The organism is Streptomyces sp. SudanB25_2051 (assembly GCF_964272635.1).
Classification (GTDB): domain Bacteria; phylum Actinomycetota; class Actinomycetes; order Streptomycetales; family Streptomycetaceae; genus Streptomyces.
In genome coordinates this window covers 920297-942013 of record NZ_OZ186787.1, presented here as the reverse complement: position 1 = coordinate 942013, position 21717 = coordinate 920297, and the positions used below count along the sequence as shown (strand labels likewise).

Annotated in this window: 17 protein-coding genes and 1 pseudogene; 14 read left to right on the top strand and 4 right to left on the bottom strand. The window is 71.8% G+C overall.

Going from position 1 to position 21717, the window contains the following annotated elements; translation table 11 throughout:
- The first annotated feature begins 32 nt into the window (after nt 1-32).
- The 5 genes from secD to ACSUPT_RS04075 all read left to right on the top strand — a co-directional run bounded on the left by secD (nt 33) and on the right by ACSUPT_RS04075 (nt 6970).
- Complete coding sequence (gene secD, locus ACSUPT_RS04095; protein ID WP_351962989.1) at nt 33-1817, top strand: protein translocase subunit SecD; 1785 nt, start codon at nt 33-35, stop codon at nt 1815-1817.
- Between the two features lies 1 nt (nt 1818).
- A complete protein-coding gene (gene secF / locus ACSUPT_RS04090) occupies nt 1819-2907 on the top strand; it encodes a protein translocase subunit SecF (RefSeq protein WP_351962988.1) in 1089 nt (362 codons plus the stop codon).
- Entirely contained in the window at nt 2904-3449 is a 546-nt protein-coding gene (locus tag ACSUPT_RS04085; RefSeq protein ID WP_361660127.1) for an adenine phosphoribosyltransferase, read from the top strand. Before secF ends, ACSUPT_RS04085 begins: the two co-directional genes overlap by 4 nt.
- A 202-nt stretch (nt 3450-3651) precedes the next feature.
- A complete protein-coding gene (locus tag ACSUPT_RS04080; protein ID WP_436943481.1) occupies nt 3652-4101 on the top strand; it encodes a hypothetical protein in 450 nt (149 codons plus the stop codon).
- Between the two features lie 367 nt (nt 4102-4468).
- Nucleotides 4469-6970, top strand: a complete 2502-nt coding sequence (locus ACSUPT_RS04075; RefSeq protein WP_351962985.1) for a RelA/SpoT family protein — start codon at nt 4469-4471, stop codon at nt 6968-6970.
- A gap of 157 nt (nt 6971-7127) precedes the next feature.
- Here ACSUPT_RS04075 and ACSUPT_RS04070 read toward each other — a convergent pair whose 3' ends face one another.
- Nucleotides 7128-8357 carry a DUF349 domain-containing protein gene (locus ACSUPT_RS04070; RefSeq protein ID WP_351962984.1) on the bottom strand — a complete coding sequence of 410 codons (1230 nt, stop codon included), beginning with the start codon at nt 8355-8357 and terminating at the stop codon, nt 7128-7130.
- Nucleotides 8358-8534: 177 nt separating this feature from the next.
- Nucleotides 8535-9323 carry a peptidylprolyl isomerase gene (locus ACSUPT_RS04065; protein WP_436943480.1) on the bottom strand — a complete coding sequence of 263 codons (789 nt, stop codon included), beginning with the start codon at nt 9321-9323 and terminating at the stop codon, nt 8535-8537.
- Between the two features lie 154 nt (nt 9324-9477).
- Between ACSUPT_RS04065 and ACSUPT_RS04060 the strand changes: the two genes are divergently transcribed.
- The 4 genes from ACSUPT_RS04060 (at nt 9478) to ACSUPT_RS04045 (ending at nt 13741) form a co-directional block, all read left to right on the top strand.
- Complete coding sequence (locus tag ACSUPT_RS04060; RefSeq protein ID WP_351962982.1) at nt 9478-10185, top strand: MBL fold metallo-hydrolase; 708 nt, start codon at nt 9478-9480, stop codon at nt 10183-10185.
- A gap of 13 nt (nt 10186-10198) precedes the next feature.
- A complete protein-coding gene (hisS, locus tag ACSUPT_RS04055) occupies nt 10199-11461 on the top strand; it encodes a histidine--tRNA ligase (protein ID WP_436943479.1) in 1263 nt (420 codons plus the stop codon).
- Nucleotides 11462-11635: 174 nt separating this feature from the next.
- Nucleotides 11636-12253 (top strand): vitamin K epoxide reductase family protein, encoded by a 618-nt coding sequence (locus tag ACSUPT_RS04050; RefSeq protein ID WP_351962980.1) that lies wholly within the window; start codon nt 11636-11638, stop codon nt 12251-12253.
- A 105-nt stretch (nt 12254-12358) separates the two neighbouring features.
- Nucleotides 12359-13741: a replication-associated recombination protein A gene (locus ACSUPT_RS04045; protein ID WP_351962979.1), complete on the top strand. Its 1383-nt coding sequence runs from the start codon at nt 12359-12361 to the stop codon at nt 13739-13741.
- Between the two features lie 6 nt (nt 13742-13747).
- Here ACSUPT_RS04045 and ACSUPT_RS04040 read toward each other — a convergent pair whose 3' ends face one another.
- A complete protein-coding gene (locus ACSUPT_RS04040; protein ID WP_403498951.1) occupies nt 13748-14452 on the bottom strand; it encodes a DUF2470 domain-containing protein in 705 nt (234 codons plus the stop codon).
- 191 nt (nt 14453-14643) lie between these two features.
- On the opposite strand from ACSUPT_RS04040, the gene rpsD reads away from it, so the two are divergent.
- Entirely contained in the window at nt 14644-15258 is a 615-nt protein-coding gene (rpsD, locus tag ACSUPT_RS04035) for a 30S ribosomal protein S4 (protein WP_023589640.1), read from the top strand.
- Nucleotides 15259-15289: 31 nt separating this feature from the next.
- Here the strand turns inward: rpsD and ACSUPT_RS04030 are convergent.
- A pseudogene (locus tag ACSUPT_RS04030) lies at nt 15290-17505 on the bottom strand (ATP-binding protein).
- A 169-nt stretch (nt 17506-17674) separates the two neighbouring features.
- Here ACSUPT_RS04030 and ACSUPT_RS04025 point away from each other — a divergent pair.
- The 4 genes from ACSUPT_RS04025 to ruvX are packed head-to-tail and all read left to right on the top strand — an operon-like array spanning nt 17675 to nt 21622.
- The gene (locus ACSUPT_RS04025; RefSeq protein WP_351962976.1) at nt 17675-18115 is read left to right on the top strand and encodes a DUF948 domain-containing protein; all 441 of its coding nucleotides are present in this window, start codon (nt 17675-17677) and stop codon (nt 18113-18115) included.
- 8 nt (nt 18116-18123) lie between these two features.
- Nucleotides 18124-18480 carry a hypothetical protein gene (locus ACSUPT_RS04020; protein ID WP_361660144.1) on the top strand — a complete coding sequence of 119 codons (357 nt, stop codon included), beginning with the start codon at nt 18124-18126 and terminating at the stop codon, nt 18478-18480.
- Complete coding sequence (gene alaS / locus ACSUPT_RS04015; protein ID WP_351962974.1) at nt 18480-21149, top strand: alanine--tRNA ligase; 2670 nt, start codon at nt 18480-18482, stop codon at nt 21147-21149. Before ACSUPT_RS04020 ends, alaS begins: the two co-directional genes overlap by 1 nt.
- A complete protein-coding gene (ruvX, locus tag ACSUPT_RS04010; protein WP_351962973.1) occupies nt 21149-21622 on the top strand; it encodes a Holliday junction resolvase RuvX in 474 nt (157 codons plus the stop codon). The genes alaS and ruvX overlap by 1 nt, the downstream gene beginning before the upstream one ends.
- Nucleotides 21623-21717: the final 95 nt, after the last annotated feature.

Genomic DNA, 21717 nt, shown 5'->3' with positions numbered 1-21717 from the left:
CGCGGGGCGGTTGGACAGGGAGATACGACAAGGTGGCAGCACCGAAGAAGGGCAAAAGGCCGTCGGGGGGCCAGGGGAGGCCGGGGCGCGCCCTGGCCTTGATCCTGATCGCCATGGTCGCGCTCACGGGCGGCATGTTCTGGTCCGGGCACACCACGCCGCGCCTCGGCATCGACCTCGCGGGTGGTACGACCATCACCCTCAAGGCGAAGGCCGAGCCCGGCAAGGAAGACGCCGTCAACGAGACCAACATGAACACGGCGATCGGCATCATCGAGCGCCGCGTCAACGGTCTCGGCGTCCAGGAGGCCGAGGTCCAGAAGCAGGGCACCGAGAACATCATCGTCAACATCCCCAAGGGGACCGACGAGGAGCAGGCCCGCCAGCAGGTCGGCACCACCGCCCAGCTGTACTTCCGCCCGGTCATGCAGATCGCGCTCAGCGAGCCCGCGAACCCGCAGCCCTCCGCGTCCGGCAGCCCCTCCGCCGCCCCCTCCGCGGGCGCGTCGCCGAAGCCCTCGGCGTCCGCCCCCGGCGGCCAGGGCGAGAAGGCCACCGCCCCCTCGCCGAGCGCCACCACGCAGGGCCGCGCGCTGACCGACGCGCTGAAGAAGGCCCCGAGCCCCAGCGCCTCCGGCACCCCCTCGGCCGCGCCGAGCCCCAGCGACTCCAAGCTGCCCGCCCCGGCGCTCTCGCCGAGCAGCGACCCGACGGCCGACGCCGGCCTCCAGGCCAAGTTCGCCGCGCTGAACTGCGCCGACCCCAAGCAGCGCGCCTCCATCAAGGGCGCCAAGCCCGCCGACCCGACCGTGGCCTGCGGCCAGAACGGCGGCGTCTGGGAGAAGTACCTGCTCGGCCCCGCCGAGGTGGACGGCAAGGACGTCGACGACGCCGCCGGCGTGCTCGACCCCGAGCGCGGCATCTGGAAGGTGCAGCTCGAGTTCAACGACAAGGGCGCCAAGAAGTTCACCGAGATCACCGGCCGGCTCGCCTCGCAGAGCCCGCCGATGAACCAGTTCGCCATCGTCCTCGACGGCGAGGTCGTCTCGGCCCCCTCCGTCGACAGCCCCATCCCCGGCGGCCGCGCCGAGATCTCCGGCAGCTTCAACCAGAAGTCCGCCCAGGACCTCGGCAACATGCTGTCCTACGGCGCCCTGCCCCTCTCCTTCGAGGAGCAGTCCGTCACCACCGTCACCGCCGCCCTCGGCGGCGAGCAGCTGCGCGCGGGCCTCATCGCCGGCGCCATCGGCCTCGCCCTCGTCGTGATCTACCTGGTGGTGTACTACCGCGGCCTGTCGCTCATCGCGATCCTGTCGCTCGGCGTCTCCGCCGTCCTCACCTACACGATCATGTCGCTGCTCGGCCCGGCCATCGGCTTCGCGCTGAACCTGCCGGCCGTCTGCGGCGCGATCGTCGCGATCGGCATCACCGCGGACTCGTTCATCGTGTACTTCGAGCGCATCCGCGACGAGATCCGCGAGGGCCGCACGCTCCGCCCGGCCGTCGAGCGCGGCTGGCCGCGCGCCCGCCGCACGATCCTGGTCTCCGACTTCGTGTCGTTCCTCGCCGCCGCGGTGCTCTTCATCGTCACCGTCGGCAAGGTCCAGGGCTTCGCGTTCACGCTCGGCCTGACCACCCTCCTCGACGTCGTCGTGGTCTTCTTCTTCACCAAGCCGCTGATGACGATCCTGGCCCGCGGCAAGTTCTTCGGCCGCCAGCACCCCTGGTCCGGGCTCGACCCGAAGCGGCTCGGCGCCCAGCCGCCGCTGCGCCGCACCCGCCGCGTGGCCGTCACGACCGAACCGAAGGAGGCGTGAGATGTCGCGACTCGGAAATCTCGGCGCCCGTCTCTACCGCGGTGAGGTCGGCTACGACTTCGTCGCCAAGCGGATGCTCTGGTACGGCGTCTCGATCCTGATCACCATCACCGCCATCGTCGGCCTCGGCGTGCGCGGGCTCAACATGGGCATCGAGTTCAAGGGCGGCGCCGTCTACACGACGCCCGAGACCACGGTGTCCGCGTCCAAGGCGGAGGAGATCGCCGAGGACGCCGCCGGGCACGACGCGATCGTCCAGGAGCTCGGCACGGGCGGCCTGCGCATCCAGGTCTCCGGCCTGGACACGAAGGCGGCCAACTCCCTCAAGGACGACATCGCCGCCGGCATCGACGTCCCCGCCAAGGACATCACCGCCGAACTGGTCGGCCCGAGCTGGGGCGAGCAAATCGCCAACAAGGCGTGGATGGGCCTCGGCGTCTTCATGGTGCTCGTCGTCCTCTACCTGGCGATCGCCTTCGAGTGGCGGATGGCGCTCGCCGCGCTCATCGCCCTCATCCACGACCTGACCATCACCGTCGGCGTGTACGCGCTCGTCGGCTTCGAGGTCACCCCGGGCACCGTCATCGGTCTGCTGACCATCCTCGGCTACTCCCTCTACGACACCGTCGTCGTCTTCGACGGTCTGAAGGAGAGCTCGAAGGACATCACCAAGCAGACCCGCTACACCTACAGCGAGATCGCCAACCGCAGCCTCAACGGCACCCTGGTCCGGTCGATCAACACCACCGTCGTGGCGCTGCTGCCGGTGGCCGGCCTGCTGTTCATCGGCGGCGGCTTCCTCGGCGCGGGCATGCTCAACGACATCTCGCTGTCGCTGTTCGTGGGTCTCGCCGCCGGCGCCTACTCGTCGATCTTCATCGCCACGCCGCTGGTCGCGGACCTCAAGGAGCGCGACCCGCAGATGAAGGCGCTGCGCAAGCGCGTCCTCGCCAAGCGGGCCGCCGCCGCGTCGAAGGGCGAGGACGCCGCGGGCGACGACGAGGCGGTCACCGGGGTGCCGGAGGGCGCGACCGCCGGTGTCGTCGGCCCGCGCGGCCGCCGGGGCCGCTCCACGGAGCACCGCCGATGACCACGACCGCCACCCGCGAGCTCCTGCTCAGCCGCATCCGGGACGTCCACGACCACCCCAAGCCGGGGATCGTCTTCAAGGACATCACCCCGCTGCTCGCGGACCCCGAGGCGTTCGCCGCGCTCACCGGCACCTTCGCCGAGATGTGCGAGCGGTTCGGCGCGACGAAGATCGTCGGCCTGGAGGCGCGCGGATTCATCCTCGCGGCCCCCGTCGCGGTCTCCGCCGGGGTCGGGTTCATCCCGGTCCGCAAGGCCGGCAAGCTGCCCGGCGCGACGCTGCGGCAGGCGTACGAGCTGGAGTACGGCACGGCCGAGATCGAGGTCCACGCCGAGGACCTGGCCCCGGGCGACCGGGTCCTGGTCATCGACGACGTCCTGGCCACCGGCGGTACGGCCGAGGCGTCGCTGGAGCTCATCCGCCGGGCCGGCGCCGAGGTCGTCGGTGTCGCCGTCCTCATGGAGCTGGGCTTCCTGCGGGGGCGCGCCCGGCTGGAGCCCGCACTGAACGGCGCCCCGCTGGAGGCGATCATCCAGCTGTGAGGTGATCCACCCCACGCGCGCACGAGGGGCGCCCGGCATCCGCCGGGCGCCCCTCGTCCGTCTTCGCGATCTAGCTCTGAACAAGCTCAAATGACTCCCGCCGGCGCGGGCGCCTCTGATTGGATCTTCCCGATGCCGCAGACCACGGCATCGAAACAACGTGACGCCACTGACCATGGCGTCTCGGACCGAAGGAATCCAATTGAAGATCTCGAACAAGATCACCACGGGGATGGTTTCCGTCGTCTCTCTCGCGGCCGTCGCCGTGGGTGCCGCCCCGGCGGGCGCGGCCCCCGGGGCCGGCGCCGCCCAGGCCAAGGCGCAGACCGCGCAGGCGCAGATCGTCATGGCGCCCATGGGCGCCTCCGGCACCTGCACCGGCTGGAAGAAGGCCGGCAGCCTGCCGCTGAAGTGGAGCAAGGTCTCCGACAAGTGCGGCCACTTCGGCAAGCCCGGAATGAAGATGGGCTACGCCTGGAAGGTCTACAAGGGCAGCTCCATCTGCGTCCAGGTCAAGGGCTTCGTCAACGGCAAGGAGAAGTGGTACAAGGCCGGCTGCGGCAAGACCGGCGCCATCAAGGTGCCGTGGGGCAACGTCCTCGCCTCCAAGGAGATGAAGGTCAAGGGCGCCGCCCTGTTCGACTGGAAGTGACAGACGGCTGACCGCCGCAAACCCCTTCCTCGCGACGGTCGGCCGACACCTCCCCGAGGGGCCCGGACACCATCCGGGCCCCTCCGCCGTATCCGGCCCCCGCCCCGCAGCCCGCCGCGGCCTGCTCGGCCGCCCCGCACCCACCCCGCCGCCCGCTCGCCCGGCAGCCCGCGCGGCCCCGCACCCGCCCCGCCACCACCGCGCAAAGGCGCCGAACGGCCGAAAACGTACGGGAGGGGCATCCGGGAACATCGGGTACCCGTTCCGCGTTGTCGCTGTCCCGTCCGGGGCGAGGGGGACGCCCGAGGTGGATACCATGGGATTTCCGGGCCTCACCGGGGGACCCGGACCCGCACGAGGAGCGCCCTTGCCAGACGAGGCCCAGCCACTCTCCGCCGCGACCCCCGATCAGCGGGCCGACCAGGCCGCGGCTTCCTCCGCCACGCCCCCCACCAGGCAGAACGCTCCGGGCAAGGCCACCGAAGCCAAGCCGGCCCCCGAGGTGCCTCCCCGCGCCGCCCACCCCGCCCCCGTCACGGCGCCCAAGCCGGCCCCGCCCGTCCCCGCCCGCGGCGGCGGCTCCTCCAACCGCGTGCGCGCCCGCCTCGCCCGGCTCGGCGTCCAGCGCTCCTCCCCGTACAACCCGGTCCTCGAACCGCTGCTGCGCATAGTGCGGAGCAACGATCCGAAGATCGAAACGGCTACTCTCCGCCAGATCGAGTACGCCTACCAGGTCGCCGAGCGCTGGCACCGCGGCCAGAAGCGCAAGAGCGGCGACCCGTACATCACCCACCCGCTCGCCGTCACCACCATCCTCGCGGAGCTGGGCATGGACCCGGCGACGCTGATGGCCGGCCTCCTCCACGACACGGTCGAGGACACCGACTACGGCCTGGAGGACCTGCGCCGCGACTTCGGCGACCAGGTCGCGCTCCTCGTCGACGGCGTCACCAAGCTCGACAAGGTGAAGTTCGGCGAGGCCGCCCAGGCCGAGACCGTCCGCAAGATGGTCGTCGCCATGGCGAAGGACCCCCGGGTCCTCGTGATCAAGCTCGCGGACCGCCTGCACAACATGCGCACCATGCGCTACCTCAAGCGGGAGAAGCAGGAGAAGAAGGCCCGCGAGACGCTGGAGATCTACGCGCCGCTCGCCCACCGCCTGGGCATGAACACCATCAAGTGGGAGCTGGAGGACCTCGCCTTCGCGATCCTCTACCCCAAGATGTACGACGAGATCGTCCGCCTGGTCGCCGAGCGCGCCCCCAAGCGCGACGAGTACCTCGCCATAGTGACCGACGAGGTCCAGGCCGATCTGCGCGCCGCCCGCATCAAGGCCACCGTCACCGGCCGCCCCAAGCACTACTACAGCGTCTACCAGAAGATGATCGTCCGCGGCCGCGACTTCGCGGAGATCTACGACCTGGTCGGCATCCGCGTCCTGGTCGACACGGTCCGCGACTGCTACGCCGCCCTCGGCACCGTCCACGCGCGATGGAACCCGGTCCCCGGCCGGTTCAAGGACTACATCGCGATGCCGAAGTTCAACATGTACCAGTCGCTGCACACGACGGTCATCGGTCCCAACGGCAAGCCCGTCGAGCTGCAGATCCGCACCTTCGACATGCACCGCCGCGCCGAGTACGGCATCGCCGCGCACTGGAAGTACAAGCAGGACGCCGTCGCCGGCGCCTCCAAGGTGCGCACCGACGTGCCGAAGAAGGCCGGCAAGGACGACCACATCAACGACATGGCGTGGCTGCGCCAGCTCCTCGACTGGCAGAAGGAGACCGAGGACCCCAGCGAGTTCCTGGAGTCGCTCCGCTTCGACCTGTCGCGCAACGAGGTCTTCGTCTTCACCCCCAAGGGCGATGTCATAGCGCTGCCCGCCGGCGCCACCCCCGTCGACTTCGCCTACGCCGTCCACACCGAGGTCGGCCACCGCACCATAGGAGCCCGCGTCAACGGGCGGCTCGTCCCGCTGGAGTCGACCCTCGACAACGGCGACCTGGTGGAGGTCTTCACCTCCAAGGCGGCCGGCGCCGGCCCGTCCCGCGACTGGCTGGGCTTCGTCAAGTCGCCCCGCGCCCGCAACAAGATCCGCGCCTGGTTCTCCAAGGAGCGCCGCGACGAGGCCATCGAGCAGGGCAAGGACGCCATCGCCCGCGCGATGCGCAAGCAGAACCTGCCGATCCAGCGCATCCTGACCGGCGACTCCCTGGTCACCCTCGCCCACGAGATGCGCTACAGCGACATCTCCTCGCTGTACGCGGCGATCGGCGAGGGCCATGTCACCGCCCAGTCGATCGTGCAGAAGCTGGTGCAGGCCCTCGGCGGCGAGGAGGCCGCGACCGAGGACATCGCGGAGACCGCACCGCCCTCCCGGGGCCGCGGCAAGCGCCGCACCAAGGCCGATCCGGGCGTCGTCGTCAAGGGCGTCGAAGACGTGTGGGTGAAGCTGGCCCGCTGCTGCACCCCCGTGCCCGGCGACCCGATCATCGGGTTCGTCACGCGCGGCAGCGGCGTCTCGGTGCACCGCGCGGACTGCGTCAACGTCGACTCGCTCTCCCAGCAGCCCGAGCGCATCCTCGACGTCGAATGGGCGCCCACCCAGTCGTCGGTCTTCCTGGTCGCCATCCAGGTCGAGGCGCTGGACCGCTCGCGGCTCCTGTCGGACGTCACCCGCGTCCTGTCCGACCAGCACGTCAACATCCTGTCGGCGGCCGTCCAGACGTCCCGCGACCGGGTCGCCACCTCCCGCTTCACCTTCGAGATGGGCGACCCCAAGCACCTGGGCCACGTCCTGAAGGCCGTACGCGGGGTGGAGGGCGTGTACGACGTGTACCGCGTCACCTCGGCCCGCCGCCCCTGACGGCGGCCCCGGCCACAGGGGCCCAAGCAGGAGGGCCGGTACGGGATTCCCGTACCGGCCCTCCTCGCGTCCACGGCGCCCCCGGAACCGTCCGGGGCGCCACCGTCCGGGGCCGCGCCGAACCGTCCGCGGCGGCCCCGGAAACAGGTGCCTCGGCTCAGCCGCCGAACTCCTGCAGGCCCTTCAGCGCCTGGTCCAGCAGCGCCTGCCGGCCCTCCAGCTCACGCGTGAGCTTCTCCGCCTTGGCGTCGTTGCCCGCCGCCCGCGCCGCGTCGATCTGCTTGCGCAGCTTGTCCACGGCGTCCTGCAGCTGGCCCGTCAGACCCTCGGCACGCGCCCGCGCCTCCGGGTTCGTACGGCGCCACTCGGCCTCCTCGGCCTCCTGGATGGCGCGCTCGACGGCCTGCATCCGGCCCTCGACCTTCGGCCGGGCGTCGCGCGGCACGTGCCCGATGGCCTCCCAGCGCTCGTTGATCGCCCGGAACGCGGCCCGCGCCGCCTTCAGGTCCGTCACCGGCACCAGCTTCTCGGCCTCGGCGGCGAGCTCCTCCTTCAGCTTGAGGTTCTCCGCCTGCTCCGCGTCGCGCTCCGCGAAGACCGAGCCGCGCGCCGCGAAGAACACGTCCTGCGCCCCGCGGAAACGGTTCCACAGCTCGTCCTCGTGCTCGCGCTGCGCCCGCCCGGCCGCCTTCCACTCCGCCATCAGCTCGCGGTAGCGCGCGGCCGTCGCACCCCAGTCCGTGGAGTTCGACAGCGACTCGGCCTCGGCGACCAGCCGCTCCTTGATCCGGCGGGCCTCCTCGCGCTGCGCGTCCAGCGCCGCGAAGTGGGCCTTGCGCCGCTTCGAGAAGGCCGACCGGGCGTGCGAGAAGCGGTGCCACAGCTCGTCGTCGGACTTCCGGTCGAGCCGGGGCAGGCCCTTCCACGTGTCGACCAGGGCGCGCAGCCGCTCACCGGCGGCCCGCCACTGCTCGCTCTGCGCCAGCTCCTCGGCCTCCGCGACCAGCGCTTCCTTGGCGCGCCGCGCCTCGTCGGCCTGCTTGGCCTTCTGGGCCTTGCGCTCCTCGCGGCGGGACTCCACCGTCTCGACGAGCTTGTCCAGCCGCTTCGACAGCGCGTCGAGGTCACCGACCGCGTGGTGCTCGTCCACCTGCTGGCGCAGATGGTCGATCGCGGTCATCGCGTCCTTCGCGGACAGGTCGGTGGTCTTCACCCGCCGCTCGAGGAGGCCGATCTCGACAACCAGGCCCTCGTACTTGCGCTCGAAGTAGGCCAGTGCCTCCTCGGGAGAGCCGGCCTGCCACGATCCGACGACCTTCTCGCCATCGGCAGTACGCACGTACACGGTGCCCGTCTCGTCGACGCGGCCCCACGGGTCGCTGCTCACAGCGCCTCCTCCACATGATGCCGTCGAAGGGGGGTCGTCCCCCCGGGCATCGTCCACAGTTTCCTGGACGGGCCTCGCCCGTCCTTCACAGCGCGCATCCAGTCCACGCTGCACAACGCCAATCTAGGCGAACCGCTGCCCGGCTGTCCGCTCCAATCGCGACCGAAATCCATCGGTTCACTTCTTGCTGACCGTGGCCTTTTCGATGGTGACGGGCTTCTTCGGCGCCCCGTCCGAGCCGCCGCCCTCGACACCGCCCTTCGCCACCTCCCGGACCGCCTTGAGCCCGGCGGCGTCGAGCGTCCCGAACGGCGTGTACTGCGGGGGGAGTCGGGTGTCCTGGTAGACGAGGAAGAACTGGCTGCCGCCGCTGTCCGGGGCGCCGGTGTTGGCCATCGCCACCGTGCCGGCCTTGAAGGCGACCTTGCCGTCGGGGCCCGCCTTGCCCAGGGACGCCAGGTGCTCGTCCGGGATGTTGTAGCCGGGGCCGCCCGTGCCGTCGCCCTGCGGGTCGCCGCACTGGAGGACGAAGATGCCCTGCGTGGTCAGCCGGTGGCACTTGGTGCCGTCGAAGTACTTCTTGTCCGCCAGGTGCTTGAAGGAGTTGACCGTGCGGGGGGTCTTCGCGGCGTCCATGGTGATCGACAGATCGCCCACGTTCGTCTTCAGGGCCATCGTGTACCCCGCCTTCGCGTCGATGGCCATCGACGGCTCGGGCGACGCCGACGGCGCGCCGGAGGAGGGCACCGCGCTCGGCTCGGCCGCCGGGTCGACGCGGTCGGTCTCGGGGCCGGTCAGCTGGACGGAGGCGTACACGGCGCCGCCGGCCGCCAGGACCACGGCGAGCGAGGCGGCGATGACGGCGTTGCGGCGCTTGGCCTTCTTCCGCATCTCCTCCCGCCGGCGCTGCTGCCGCTCGAACTTCTCCCGGGCGAGCTGCCGCCGCCGCTGATCGCTGCTGACCACCGGTGTTCTCCTTGTCGGTCGTCTGTTCCTGTCGGGGGCTGGTGTGCCCGTACCGTATACGGGTTGGCCGGGGGATGAGCAGCGCCGGTAGGCTCTGATCTGCCGCATTCTTCCGCCGGGCCACCGCCCGGCGACGACGAACCGAAGGACGATCGTGCTCATTGCCGGGTTCCCCGCCGGGGCCTGGGGGACCAACTGCTATGTGGTCGCCCCCGCCGCCGGCGAGGAGTGCGTGATCATCGACCCGGGCCACCAGGCCGCCCAGGGAGTCGAGGAGACGCTCAAGAAGCATCGGCTCAAGCCCGTGGCCGTCGTGCTCACCCACGGCCACATCGACCATGTCGCGTCCGTCGTCCCGGTCTGCGGGGCCCATGACGTGCCCGCCTGGATCCACCCGTCCGACCGGTACATGCTGAGCGACCCGGAGAAGGCCCTCGGCCGCTCCATCGGCATGCCGCTGATGGGAGAGCTGACCGTCGGCGAGCCGGACGACGTCCACGAGCTGAGCGACGGCGCGCGCCTCGAACTCGCGGGCCTGGAGTTCTCCGTCGCGCACGCGCCCGGCCATACCAAGGGGTCGGTGACCTTCCGGATGCCCGAGGCCGCGGACATCCCGCCGGTCTTCTTCTCGGGCGACCTGCTGTTCGCCGGCTCCATCGGACGCACCGACCTGCCCGGCGGTGACATGGACGAGATGCTCGCGTCGCTGGCCCGCGTGTGCCTGCCGCTCGACGACTCGACCGTGGTGCTGTCCGGCCACGGCCCCCAGACCACCATCGGCCGCGAGCGCGCCACCAACCCGTATCTGCGGGAGGTGGCCGCCGGCCTCGGGAGCCCCGCGGCTCCCCGACGAGGAATGTGACGAGAGACCTTCCGTGAGTACCTTCCAGGCCCCCAAGGGCACCTACGACCTGCTCCCGCCCGATTCCGCCACGTATCTGGCGGTCCGCGAGGCCATCGCCGCGCCCCTGCGCAACTCGGGCTACGGCTACGTCGAGACCCCCGGCTTCGAGAACGTCGAGCTCTTCGCCCGCGGTGTCGGCGAGTCCACCGACATCGTCACCAAGGAGATGTACGCCTTCGAGACCAAGGGCGGCGACAAGCTCGCCCTGCGCCCCGAAGGCACCGCGTCCGTGCTGCGCGCGGCCTTGGAGGCGAACCTCCACAAGACCGGGAACCTCCCCGTCAAGCTCTGGTACTCGGGCTCGTACTACCGCTACGAGCGCCCCCAGAAGGGCCGCTACCGCCACTTCTCGCAGGTCGGCGCCGAGGCGATCGGCGCCGAGGACCCCGCGCTGGACGCCGAGCTGATCATCCTGGCCGACCAGGCGTACCGCTCGCTGGGCCTGCGGAACTTCCGCATCCTGCTCAACAGCCTCGGCGACCGCGAGTGCCGCCCCGTCTACCGGGCCGCGCTCCAGGACTTCCTGCGCGGCCTCGACCTGGACGAGGACACCCTGCGGCGCGCCGAGATCAACCCGCTGCGCGTCCTCGACGACAAGCGCGAGTCGGTCCAGAAGCAGCTGACGGGCGCCCCCCTGCTGCGCGACTACCTGTGCGACGCGTGCAAGGCGTACCACCAGGAGGTCCGCGAGCTGATCACCGCCGCCGGGGTCTCCTTCGAGGACGACCCGAAGCTGGTGCGCGGCCTGGACTACTACACCCGCACCACGTTCGAGTTCGTCCACGACGGGCTCGGCTCGCAGTCCGCGGTGGGCGGCGGCGGCCGCTACGACGGCCTGTCCGAGATGATCGGCGGCCCCGCGCTGCCGTCCGTCGGCTGGGCGCTCGGCGTGGACCGCACGGTCCTGGCGCTGGAGGCCGAGGGCGTCACGCTGGACATCCCGGCGAGCACCAGCGTGTACGCCGTGCCGCTCGGCGAGGAGGCGCGCCGCACGCTGTTCGGCGTCGTCACCGAGCTGCGCCGCGCCGGCGTCGCCACGGACTTCTCGTTCGGCGGGAAGGGCCTGAAGGGCGCCATGAAGAACGCCAACCGCTCCGGCGCCCGCTTCGCGCTCGTCGCGGGCGAGCGGGACCTGGCCGAGGGCGTCGTCCAGCTCAAGGACATGGAGTCCGGCGAGCAGGAGCCCGTCGCGCTGGACGCCGTGGTGGCCACCCTCCAGGCCAAGCTGGCCTGAACGGTTCGCCCCTGACGGGAAGGGCGGGGCCCGCGAAGGCGGCCCCGCCCTTTTCCGTGGGCCGATGGTCCTCACTTATGCCGATCGAACGGCGCGCGCCGTACCCGTTCCGGCACAATGACCACGGTCTCACCACCCCACGCCAGCAGACGCACTCACCTTGGAACGGCCGGTATGACGACGACTTCAGCAGTTGACGACGTGTCCTCCGACTCCCGCACCGTCGGCGCGAGCCGGGCGTTCGCGTGGATGCTGGTCGTCACCGGCGCGGCGGGGCTGCTCGCGGCGTGGGTCATCACGCTCGACAAGTTCAAGATCCTCGAGGACCCGAACTACGTTCCGGGCTGCAGCATCAACCCGATCATCGCGTGCGGCAGCATCATGAAGAGCGAGCAGGCGTCGGTGTTCGGTTTCCCGAACCCGATGCTGGGCCTCGTCACCTACGGCATGGTGATCGCCATCGGCGTCGGGCTGCTCGCCGGCGCCCGCTACCGCCGCTGGTACTGGCTGGGTCTCAACGCCGGCACGCTGTTCGGCGTCGGCTTCTGCGTGTGGCTGATGATCCAGTCCCTGTACGAGATCAACGCCCTGTGCCTGTGGTGCTGCCTCGCCTGGGTCGCGACGATCATCATGTTCTGGTACGTGACCTCGCACAACGTCCGCCACGGCGTGCTGCCCGCGCCGGCCGGCCTGCGGCGCTTCTTCGACGACTTCACCTGGGTCCTGCCGGTCGTCCACATCGGGGTCATCCTCATGCTGATCCTGACCCGCTGGTGGGACCAGCTGCTCTGACCCGGCCCGTACGCACCGCTGTTCCCGGCGCCCGTCGCGCGCACCCCTTCAGGGGTTCTGCGGCGGGCGCCGGGGCTGTCAGTGGGCTGGCATAGGCTTCATGGCGTGGAGCCCGACCTCTTTACCGCCGCAGCAGAAGACCGCCAGGAGAAGGACCCGGCGAGCAGTCCGCTCGCCGTACGGATGCGCCCCCGCACGCTGGACGAGGTCGTCGGACAGCGCCATCTGCTCAAGCCGGGCTCACCGCTGCGCCGCCTGGTCGGCGAGGGCGCGGGCGGTCCGGCCGGGGCCTCGTCCGTGATCCTCTGGGGGCCGCCCGGCATCGGCAAGACGACCCTCGCGTACGTGGTGTCCAAGGCCACCAACAAGCGCTTCGTGGAGCTGTCCGCGATCACCGCCGGGGTCAAGGAGGTCCGCGCGGTCATCGACGGCGCCCGCCGCGCGGCCGGCGGCTTCGGCAAGGAGACCGTCCTGTTCCTGGACGAGATCCACCGCTTCAGCAAGGCCCAGCAGGACTCGCTGCTGCCCGCGGTCGAGAACCGCTGGGTGACGCTCATCGCGGCGACGACGGAGAACCCGTACTTCTCCGTGATCTCGCCGCTGCTCTCCCGCTCCCTGCTGCTCACGCTGGAGCCGCTCACCGACGACGACCTGCGCGGTCTGCTGAAGCGGGCGCTCACCGAGGAGCGCGGCCTCGCGGGCGCGGTCACCCTGCCGGAGGACGCCGAGGCGCACCTGCTGCGGATAGCCGGCGGCGACGCGCGGCGCGCGCTGACGGCGCTGGAGGCCGCGGCCGGGGCGGCGATCGCCAAGGGCGAGGAGGAGATCACGCTCGCCACGCTGGAAGAGACCGTGGACCGGGCGGCGGTGAAGTACGACCGGGACGGCGACCAGCACTACGACGTGGCGAGCGCGCTGATCAAGTCCATCCGCGGCTCGGACGTGGACGCGGCGCTGCACTACCTGGCGCGGATGATCGAGGCGGGGGAGGACCCCCGGTTCATCGCCCGGCGGCTGATGATCTCCGCGAGCGAGGACATCGGGCTCGCGGACCCGACGGCGCTGCCCACGGCGGTCGCGGCGGCGCAGGCGGTCGCGATGATCGGCTTCCCGGAGGCGGCGCTCACGCTCAGCCACGCCACGATCGCCCTCGCGCTGGCCCCCAAGTCGAACGCCGCGACCCTCGCCATCCAGGCCGCCCAGGCCGACGTGCGGGCGGGGCTGGCCGGACCGGTGCCGCCGCACCTGCGCGACGGGCACTACAAGGGGGCCGCCAAGCTGGGCCACGCGCAGGGCTACGTGTACCCGCACGACGTGCCCGGCGGGATCGCCGCCCAGCAGTACGCGCCGGACGCCGTGCGGGACCGGCGTTACTACCAGCCGACCCGCTACGGCGCGGAGGCGCGGTACGCCGACGTGGTGGAGAAGGTGCGGGAGCGGCTGCGCGGCGACGGCGCGGGCGCCCCGCCCGGGCAGCAGCAGCCGTAGCCGGTGCTACCGCCGCTCCTCGGCCGCCTCGAACAGGGCGTGCATCGCCCGCCTGAGCCCGTGCACGTCGCGTACGGGCTCGGGGAAGTCGAAGCGGGCGTCGAAGGTGCCGCCCCCGGCGTCCTGGCAGCGCACCCGCAGCCCGAAGCGGTCCAGGGCGAGCGGCGCCACCCGGCGTACGGCGCGGGCACCCGTGCCGGCGCGGTCGCCGAGCAGGGCGGTGAGGGTGAGCATCTGCGTGTCGTGGGCGGCGGCCAGGTGCTGGAGCAGTTCCGTCTCGTACCCGCGCAGCGGATCGGGTTCGGCGCGGGCGAACTCCTCGGGGTCGACGGGCCCGGCGCCCCACAGGTCGTCGACGTACAGGTCCCCGACCTCCAGGCGGAGCAGGACGTGGCCGGGCTCGGTGTGCGCGGGGGAGCAGGTCAGCCAGCCGGAGACCCAGGCGCGGCCGCGGATGCGGTGCGGGACGGCGACGGGCGCCACGTCGGTCAGCTCCAGCACGGCGCGCAGCTCGTCGTCGTGGGCGGGGGCGGCGGCGCGTACGGCGGGCGAGTCGGCCGGGTACAGGAGCAGCAGCTCGCCGTCGGGTCCGACGGCACGGGTCTCGGGGGAGAGGTGCTCGGGGCGGGGCGCGGCAGCTCCGGGAATCAGCAGTGCCGCGGAGCATGTACCCTGTACGAGAGTTCGTGTGCGCTCGGCTGCTGACGGCATCCGCGCGATTTCTGGCCCGCTGGGACGCGGCTGACCATGAGCTGATCGGACCTCCGTCACATCGATGCTCTGTTGAGAGGCATCGTTCTTTGTGCTGCTGTCTGTGATGCGCGTGGTGTTCCCAGGGCGAGACATGCGATCTCCTTGAGTAAGGTGAGCCTAACCTAACCTATTTCGGAGGTCTGGAGAACGTGCCTAACCAGTCGCGTCCCAAGGTCAAGAAGTCCCGTGCGCTCGGCATCGCGCTGACGCCGAAGGCCGTCAAGTACTTCGAGGCCCGCCCCTACCCGCCGGGCGAGCACGGCCGTGGCCGCAAGCAGAACTCGGACTACAAGGTCCGTCTGCTCGAGAAGCAGCGTCTGCGCGCCCAGTACGACATCAGCGAGCGCCAGATGGCGCGCGCCTACGACCGTGCCAAGAAGGCCGAGGGCAAGACGGGTGAGGCGCTGGTCGTCGAGCTCGAGCGCCGCCTCGACGCCCTGGTCCTGCGTTCGGGCATCGCCCGCACCATCTACCAGGCCCGCCAGATGGTCGTCCACGGCCACATCGAGGTCAACGGCCAGAAGGTCGACAAGCCGTCCTTCCGCGTCCGCCCCGACGACGTCGTGATGGTCCGCGAGCGCTCCCGCTCCAAGACGCTGTTCCAGGTCGCCCGCGAGGGTGGCTTCGCCCCCGAGGGTGAGACCCCGCGCTACCTGCAGGTCAACCTGAAGGCCCTGGCCTTCCGCCTGGACCGCGAGCCGAACCGCAAGGAGATCCCGGTCATCTGCGACGAGCAGCTCGTCGTCGAGTACTACGCCCGCTGACCCGGGCGCGGTACCCACACCACCGCGGTTCTCAGCCCGCCGTCTCCCCGCCCTTTCCGGTGGGGGAGCCGGCGGGCTTCCGCGTTCCCGGCACCGGACCCGCCCGCTCCGCCGACCCCTCGGCCCCTTCGCACACCCCCGGCCCGTCCGGCCCCTCAGGCTCCTCCAGCCCCTGAGACCCCTCAGCCCCGCGCCCCGCGCCTCCGGTGCGCCTCTCGCCGCCCGCCAGCGCCCGCGCCACCGCGGCGTCCATCGACAGCCGGGCGCCCTCCGCCACGTACGCCCCGAACCGCTCCGCGCCCAGCGCCTCGCGGGCCCGCCGCTCGCACAGCTTCCTCGGCGCGCTGAAGTACGCCGAACCGAACAGCGGCGGCCCCACCGACTCCCACAGCGCGCCCGCCGCACCCTGGAGCACAGCGGCCTCCGCCGGATCGCCCTCGCTCGCCGTCACCAGCGCGAGCAGCTCGATCGCCAGCACCAGCCCCACCAGATCGTGGAACGCGTGGTTGATCACCACACACTCGTCCAGCAGCTCACGCGCCTCCCCGTGATCCCCGCGCGTCCACGCCGCGTACGCCAGCACATAGAGCGCGTACGCCCGCGTCCAGCGCTCCCCGCGCTCCTCGCACACCTCCCGCGCGCCCTCGCACAACGCCACCGCGCCTCCAGATCGCCCTGGAACACCTTGGCGATCGCCAGCTCCACCTGCGCCATCAGCACCTGGCTGTTCAGCTCGCCCAGCTCCCGGTACGAGGCCAGCGCCCGGCCCAGCAGCTCCTGGGCGCGCGGCATGTCGTCCGACAGCAGCGCCAGACACCCCAGCCGGTGCGTCGTGTACGCCAGCGCCAGCGCGTTCCCGGCCAGCGCGGCCCGGTCCCCGCACTCGTGCAGCGCCCGCATCGCCGCCGTCGCGTCCCCCTGGAGGATCGCCACGTACCCCAGGATCCACAGCGCCTTGAGCCGCGCCTCCTCATGCTCCGACGACAGGGCAAGCGCCCGGTCCAGCCAGAGCCGCCCCTCCGCCAGCCGCCCGCACCCCACCCAGCAGAACCACAGCGTCCCCGCCATGTGCTGCGCCAGATGCGCCTCGCCCGGCACCTCCAGGCACAGCTCCAGCGCCGCCCGCAGATTCGGCAGCGCGGCCGCCGCGCACGCCGCGACCTCCGCCTGGCGGGGGCTGAACCACTCCAGCTCGCACCAGGTCGCGAGCCCCATGTACCAGTCCCGGTGCCGCCGCCGCACCCGCTCCGCGTCCCCCAGCGCCTCCAGCCACTCCGCCCCGTACGCCGCCACCGTGTCCAGCAGCCGGAACCGCGGCCCCGCCGCGTCCGCCTCCCGCAGCACCACCGACTGGGCGATCAGCTCACCGAGCAAGTCCAGCACCCGGTCCGCCGGCAGATCGGGGCCCCCGCACACGTACTCGGCCGCCTCCAGGTCGAACGGCCCCGCGAACACCGACAGCCGCGCCCACAGCAGCCGCTCCCGCGGGGTGCACAGCTCATGGCTCCAGCCGATCGCCGTGCGCAGCGTCTGGTGCCGCGCCGGCGCCCCCCGCGTCCCACCCGTCAGCAGCCGGAACCGGTCGTCCAGCCGGTCCAGCACCTGCTGCACGGTCAGCGCCGGCAGCCGCCCCGCCGCGAGCTCCAGCGCCAGCGGGATCCCGTCCAGCCGCCGGCACAGCTCCCGCACCGGCGCGGCCTCCTCCTCCGCGCGGAAGCCCGGCCACGCCGCCACCGCCCGCTCCGTGAACAGCCGCACGGCGTCCTCGTCCGACATCGGCGGAAGCGGCACCACCGCCTCCCCGTCCAGCCGCAGCGGCCGGCGCCCCGCCGCCAGCACGGTCAGCCCCGGCGCGCCGCACAGCAGCAGCCGCACCAGCTCCGCGCAGGCGTCCACCAGGTGCTCGAACCCGTCGAGGACCAACAGCAGCCGCCGGTCCGCCAGATGGTCCACCAAAACCTCGCGCGGCGGCCTGCTCGTCTGGTCGGCCAGCCCCAGCGCCTCCACCAGCGCGTGCTCCACCAGGTCCGGCTCGCGCAGCCCCGCGAGCTCCGCCAGCCACACCCCGTGGCAGTAGCGTTTCTGCGCCGCCCGCGCCGCCCTCAGGACCAGGCGGGACTTCCCCACGCCTCCCACGCCCACGACCGTGACGAGCCGGAACTCCGCCAGCAGCCCGTCGAGTTCCGCACATTCCGCGTCGCGCCCGACGAACCGGTTCAGTTCGGCCGGGAGATTGCTCCGTCGCATGGGACACGGAGCGTACCGATCGCGCTGCTCTCCGTACAATCCGGCGGGTCGGCGGCCCCGTCCCGGCGGCTAATCCGGTACGGGGAGCCGCGCCGGGCGCGATAGGCTCGGAGGACGACTTTCAGGTGCGACACACCAACAGGCCAAGACGAGCAGAGAGCGGTGCACAGTGACCGGTGGAGAGGTTGCCGGGATCCTGGTGGCCGTCTTCTGGGCGATCCTGGTGTCCTTCCTCGCCGTGGTGCTGGTGAGGCTGGCCCAGACGCTCAAGGCGACCACCCGGCTCGTGGCGGACGTGACCGAGCAGGCGGTGCCCCTGCTGGCCGACGCCTCGGCGACCGTGCGCTCCGCGCAGACCCAGCTCGACCGGGTCGACGCCATCGCCTCGGACGTCCAGGAGGTCACCTCCAACGCGTCCGCGCTCTCCACGACCGTCGCCTCCACCTTCGGCGGTCCCCTCGTCAAGGTCGCGGCGTTCGGCTACGGCGTCCGCCGGGCCCTCACCCGCGACAAGGCCGACCGGCCCGCCGAACGGCAGGGGACCCGGCGCACCGTCATCGTCGGCCGCACGGTGCCCAGGGCGCGCGGCGGCCGGAACCGGAAAGGCTGACGCGACACATGTTCCGCCGGGCATTCTGGTTCACCGCCGGCGCGGCAGCCGGCGTGTGGGCCACCAACAAGGTCAACCGCAAGCTCAGGCAGCTCACCCCCGAGAGCCTCGCCGCCCAGGCCGCCGACAAGGCCGTCGAGGCGGGCCACCGGCTCAAGGACTTCGCCCTCGACGTCCGCGCGGGAATGCTCCAGCGCGAGGCGGAGCTGGAAGAGGCACTGGGACTGGACGCGCCGGTCGACCCGGCCCTCCCCGGCCCCCGCCGCACGGCGCTCGGACCGGGCGGCCCCGCGGCCGCGCCCGTCCGCCGCGCCCACCCGCACCCGCACCCCACCCACCCGTACAACCGGAATGAGGACCACTGATGGAGTCGGCTGAAATCCGCCGCCGCTGGCTGAGCTTCTTCGAGGAGCGCGGGCACACCGTCGTGCCTTCGGCGTCGCTCATCGCGGACGACCCGACTCTCCTCCTGGTCAACGCCGGCATGGTGCCGTTCAAGCCCTTCTTCCTCGGCGAGGAGAAGCCGCCCTACACGCGCGCCTCCAGCGTGCAGAAGTGCGTGCGCACGCCCGACATCGAAGAGGTCGGCAAGACCACCCGCCACGGCACGTTCTTCCAGATGTGCGGCAACTTCTCCTTCGGCGACTACTTCAAGGAAGGCGCCATCAAGCTCGCCTGGGAGCTGCTGACCACCCCGGTCGAGCACGGCGGCTACGGCCTGGAGCCCGAGAAGCTCTGGATCACCGTCTACCAGGACGACGACGAGGCCGAGCAGATCTGGCGCGACGTCGTGGGCGTCCCCGCCGAGCGGATCCAGCGCCTGGGCAAGAAGGACAACTTCTGGTCCATGGGCGTCCCCGGCCCCTGCGGCCCCTGCTCCGAGATCAACTACGACCGCGGCCCCGAGTTCGGCGTCGAGGGCGGCCCCGCCGTCAACGACGAGCGGTACGTGGAGATCTGGAACCTGGTCTTCATGCAGTACGAGCGCGGCGAGGGCACCTCCAAGGAGGACTTCGAGATCCTCGGGGACCTGCCGAGCAAGAACATCGACACGGGCCTCGGTCTGGAGCGCCTGGCGATGATCCTCCAGGGCGTGCAGAACATGTACGAGACCGACACCCTGAAGGTCGTCATCGACAAGGCCACCGAGCTCACCGGTGTCCGCTACGGCCAGGCCCAGGAGAGCGACGTCTCCCTGCGCGTGGTCGCCGACCACATGCGCACCTCCGTCATGCTCATCGGCGACGGCGTCACCCCCGGCAACGAGGGCCGCGGCTACGTCCTGCGCCGCATCATGCGCCGCGCCATCCGCAACATGCGCCTCCTCGGCGCCACCGGCCCCGTCGTCGGGCAGCTCGTCGACACGGTCATCCGCACCATGGGCGAGCAGTACCCGGAGCTGGAGACCGACCGCAAGCGCATCGAGACCGTCGCCCTCGCCGAGGAGGCCGCCTTCCTCAAGACGCTGAAGGCCGGCACCAACATCCTCGACACGGCCGTCACCGAGACCAAGGCCGCCGGCGGCAAGGTCCTCCCCGGCGACAAGGCGTTCCTGCTCCACGACACCTGGGGCTTCCCGATCGACCTCACCCTGGAGATGGCCGCCGAGCAGGGCCTCTCCGTGGACGAGGACGGCTTCCGCCGCCTGATGAAGGAGCAGCGGGAGCGCGCCAAGGCCGACGCCCGCGCCAAGAAGACCGGCCACGCCGACGTCACCGCGTACCGCGAGATCGCCGACACCTCCGGCGCCACCGAATTCACCGGCTACACCAGCACCGAGGGCGAGAGCACCGTCGTCGGCCTCCTCGTCAACGGCGTCCCCTCGCCCGCCGCCTCCGAGGGCGACGAGGTCGAGGTCGTCCTCGACCGCACGCCGTTCTACGCCGAGGGCGGCGGCCAGATCGCCGACACGGGCCGCATCAAGCTGCACAGCGGCGCCGTCATCGAGGTCCGCGACGTACAGCAGCCGGTGCCGGGCGTGTCCGTGCACAAGGGCTCCGTCCAGGTCGGCGAGGTCACCGTCGGCTCCACCGCCTACGCCGCCATCGACGTCAGGCGCCGCCGCGCCATCGCCCGCGCCCACAGCGCCACCCACCTCACGCACCAGGCGCTGCGCGACGCGCTCGGCCCGACGGCCGCCCAGGCCGGTTCGGAGAACCAGCCCGGCCGCTTCCGCTTCGACTTCGGCTCGCCGTCCGCCGTTCCCGGCACGGTCCTCAACGACGTCGAGCAGAAGATCAACGAGGTCCTCGCCCGCGAGCTGGACGTCCACGCCGAGGTCATGCCGATCGACGAGGCCAAGCGCCAGGGCGCCATCGCCGAGTTCGGCGAGAAGTACGGCGAGCGGGTCCGCGTCGTCACCATCGGCGACTTCTCCAAGGAGCTGTGCGGCGGCACCCACGTCCACAACACCGCCCAGCTGGGTCTGGTGAAGCTGCTCGGCGAGTCGTCCATCGGCTCGGGCGTGCGCCGCATCGAGGCCCTCGTCGGTGTGGACGCGTACAACTTCCTCGCCCGTGAGCACACGGTCGTCGCCCAGCTCCAGGAGCTGGTCAAGGGCCGTCCCGAGGAGCTGCCGGAGAAGATCGCCGGGATGCTCGCCAAGCTCAAGGACGCCGAGAAGGAGATCGAGAAGTTCCGCGCGGAGAAGGTCCTCCAGGCCGCCGCCGGACTCGCCGAGTCCGCCAAGGACGTCCGCGGTGTCGCCCTGGTCACCGGCCAGGTCCCGGACGGCACGGGCGCCGACGACCTGCGCAAGCTCGTCCTCGACGTGCGCGGCCGCATTCCCGGCGACCGCCCGGCCGTCGTCGCCCTGTTCGCCACGTCCGGCGGCCGCCCGCTGACCGTGATCGCCACCAACGAGGCCGCCCGCGAGCGCGGCCTGAAGGCCGGCGACCTGGTCCGCACCGCCGCCAAGACCCTCGGCGGCGGCGGTGGCGGCAAGCCGGACGTCGCCCAGGGCGGCGGCCAGAACCCCGAGGCCGTCGGCGCCGCCATCGAGGCCGTCGAGCGCCTGGTCGTCGAGACCGCCTGATGAGCGGGATGCGACGCGGGCGCCGGCTGGCGGTCGACGTCGGGGACGCCCGGATCGGGGTCGCCTCGTGCGACCCCGACGGGGTCCTCGCCACGCCGGTGGAGACCGTGCCGGGACGTGACGTCCCGGCCGCCCACCGGCGGCTGAGGCAGCTGGTGGAGGAGTACGAGCCGATCGAGGTGGTCATCGGGCTGCCCCGCTCCCTGAACGGGCGAGAGGGCCCGGCCGCCACGAAGGTCCGCGCCTTCGCCGGCGAGCTGGCGCGGGGCATCGCCCCGGTGCCGGTCCGGCTGGTCGACGAGCGGATGTCCACGGTCTCCGCGACCCAGGGCCTGCGCGCCTCGGGCGTGAAGGCGAAGAAGGGCAGGTCGGTCATCGACCAGGCGGCCGCTGTGATCATCCTTCAGAACGCTCTTGAGTCCGAACGGGTATCGGGTAATCCGCCCGGAGAGGGCGTCGAAGTGGTCATCTGATCGCGATACGGTAACGTTCCGCGCGATGCGGTGGCATTCGAACAGGCCGCCGTACGACGTAGAGGCGGACGTCCCGGAAGCCTCACGGCTGTTTG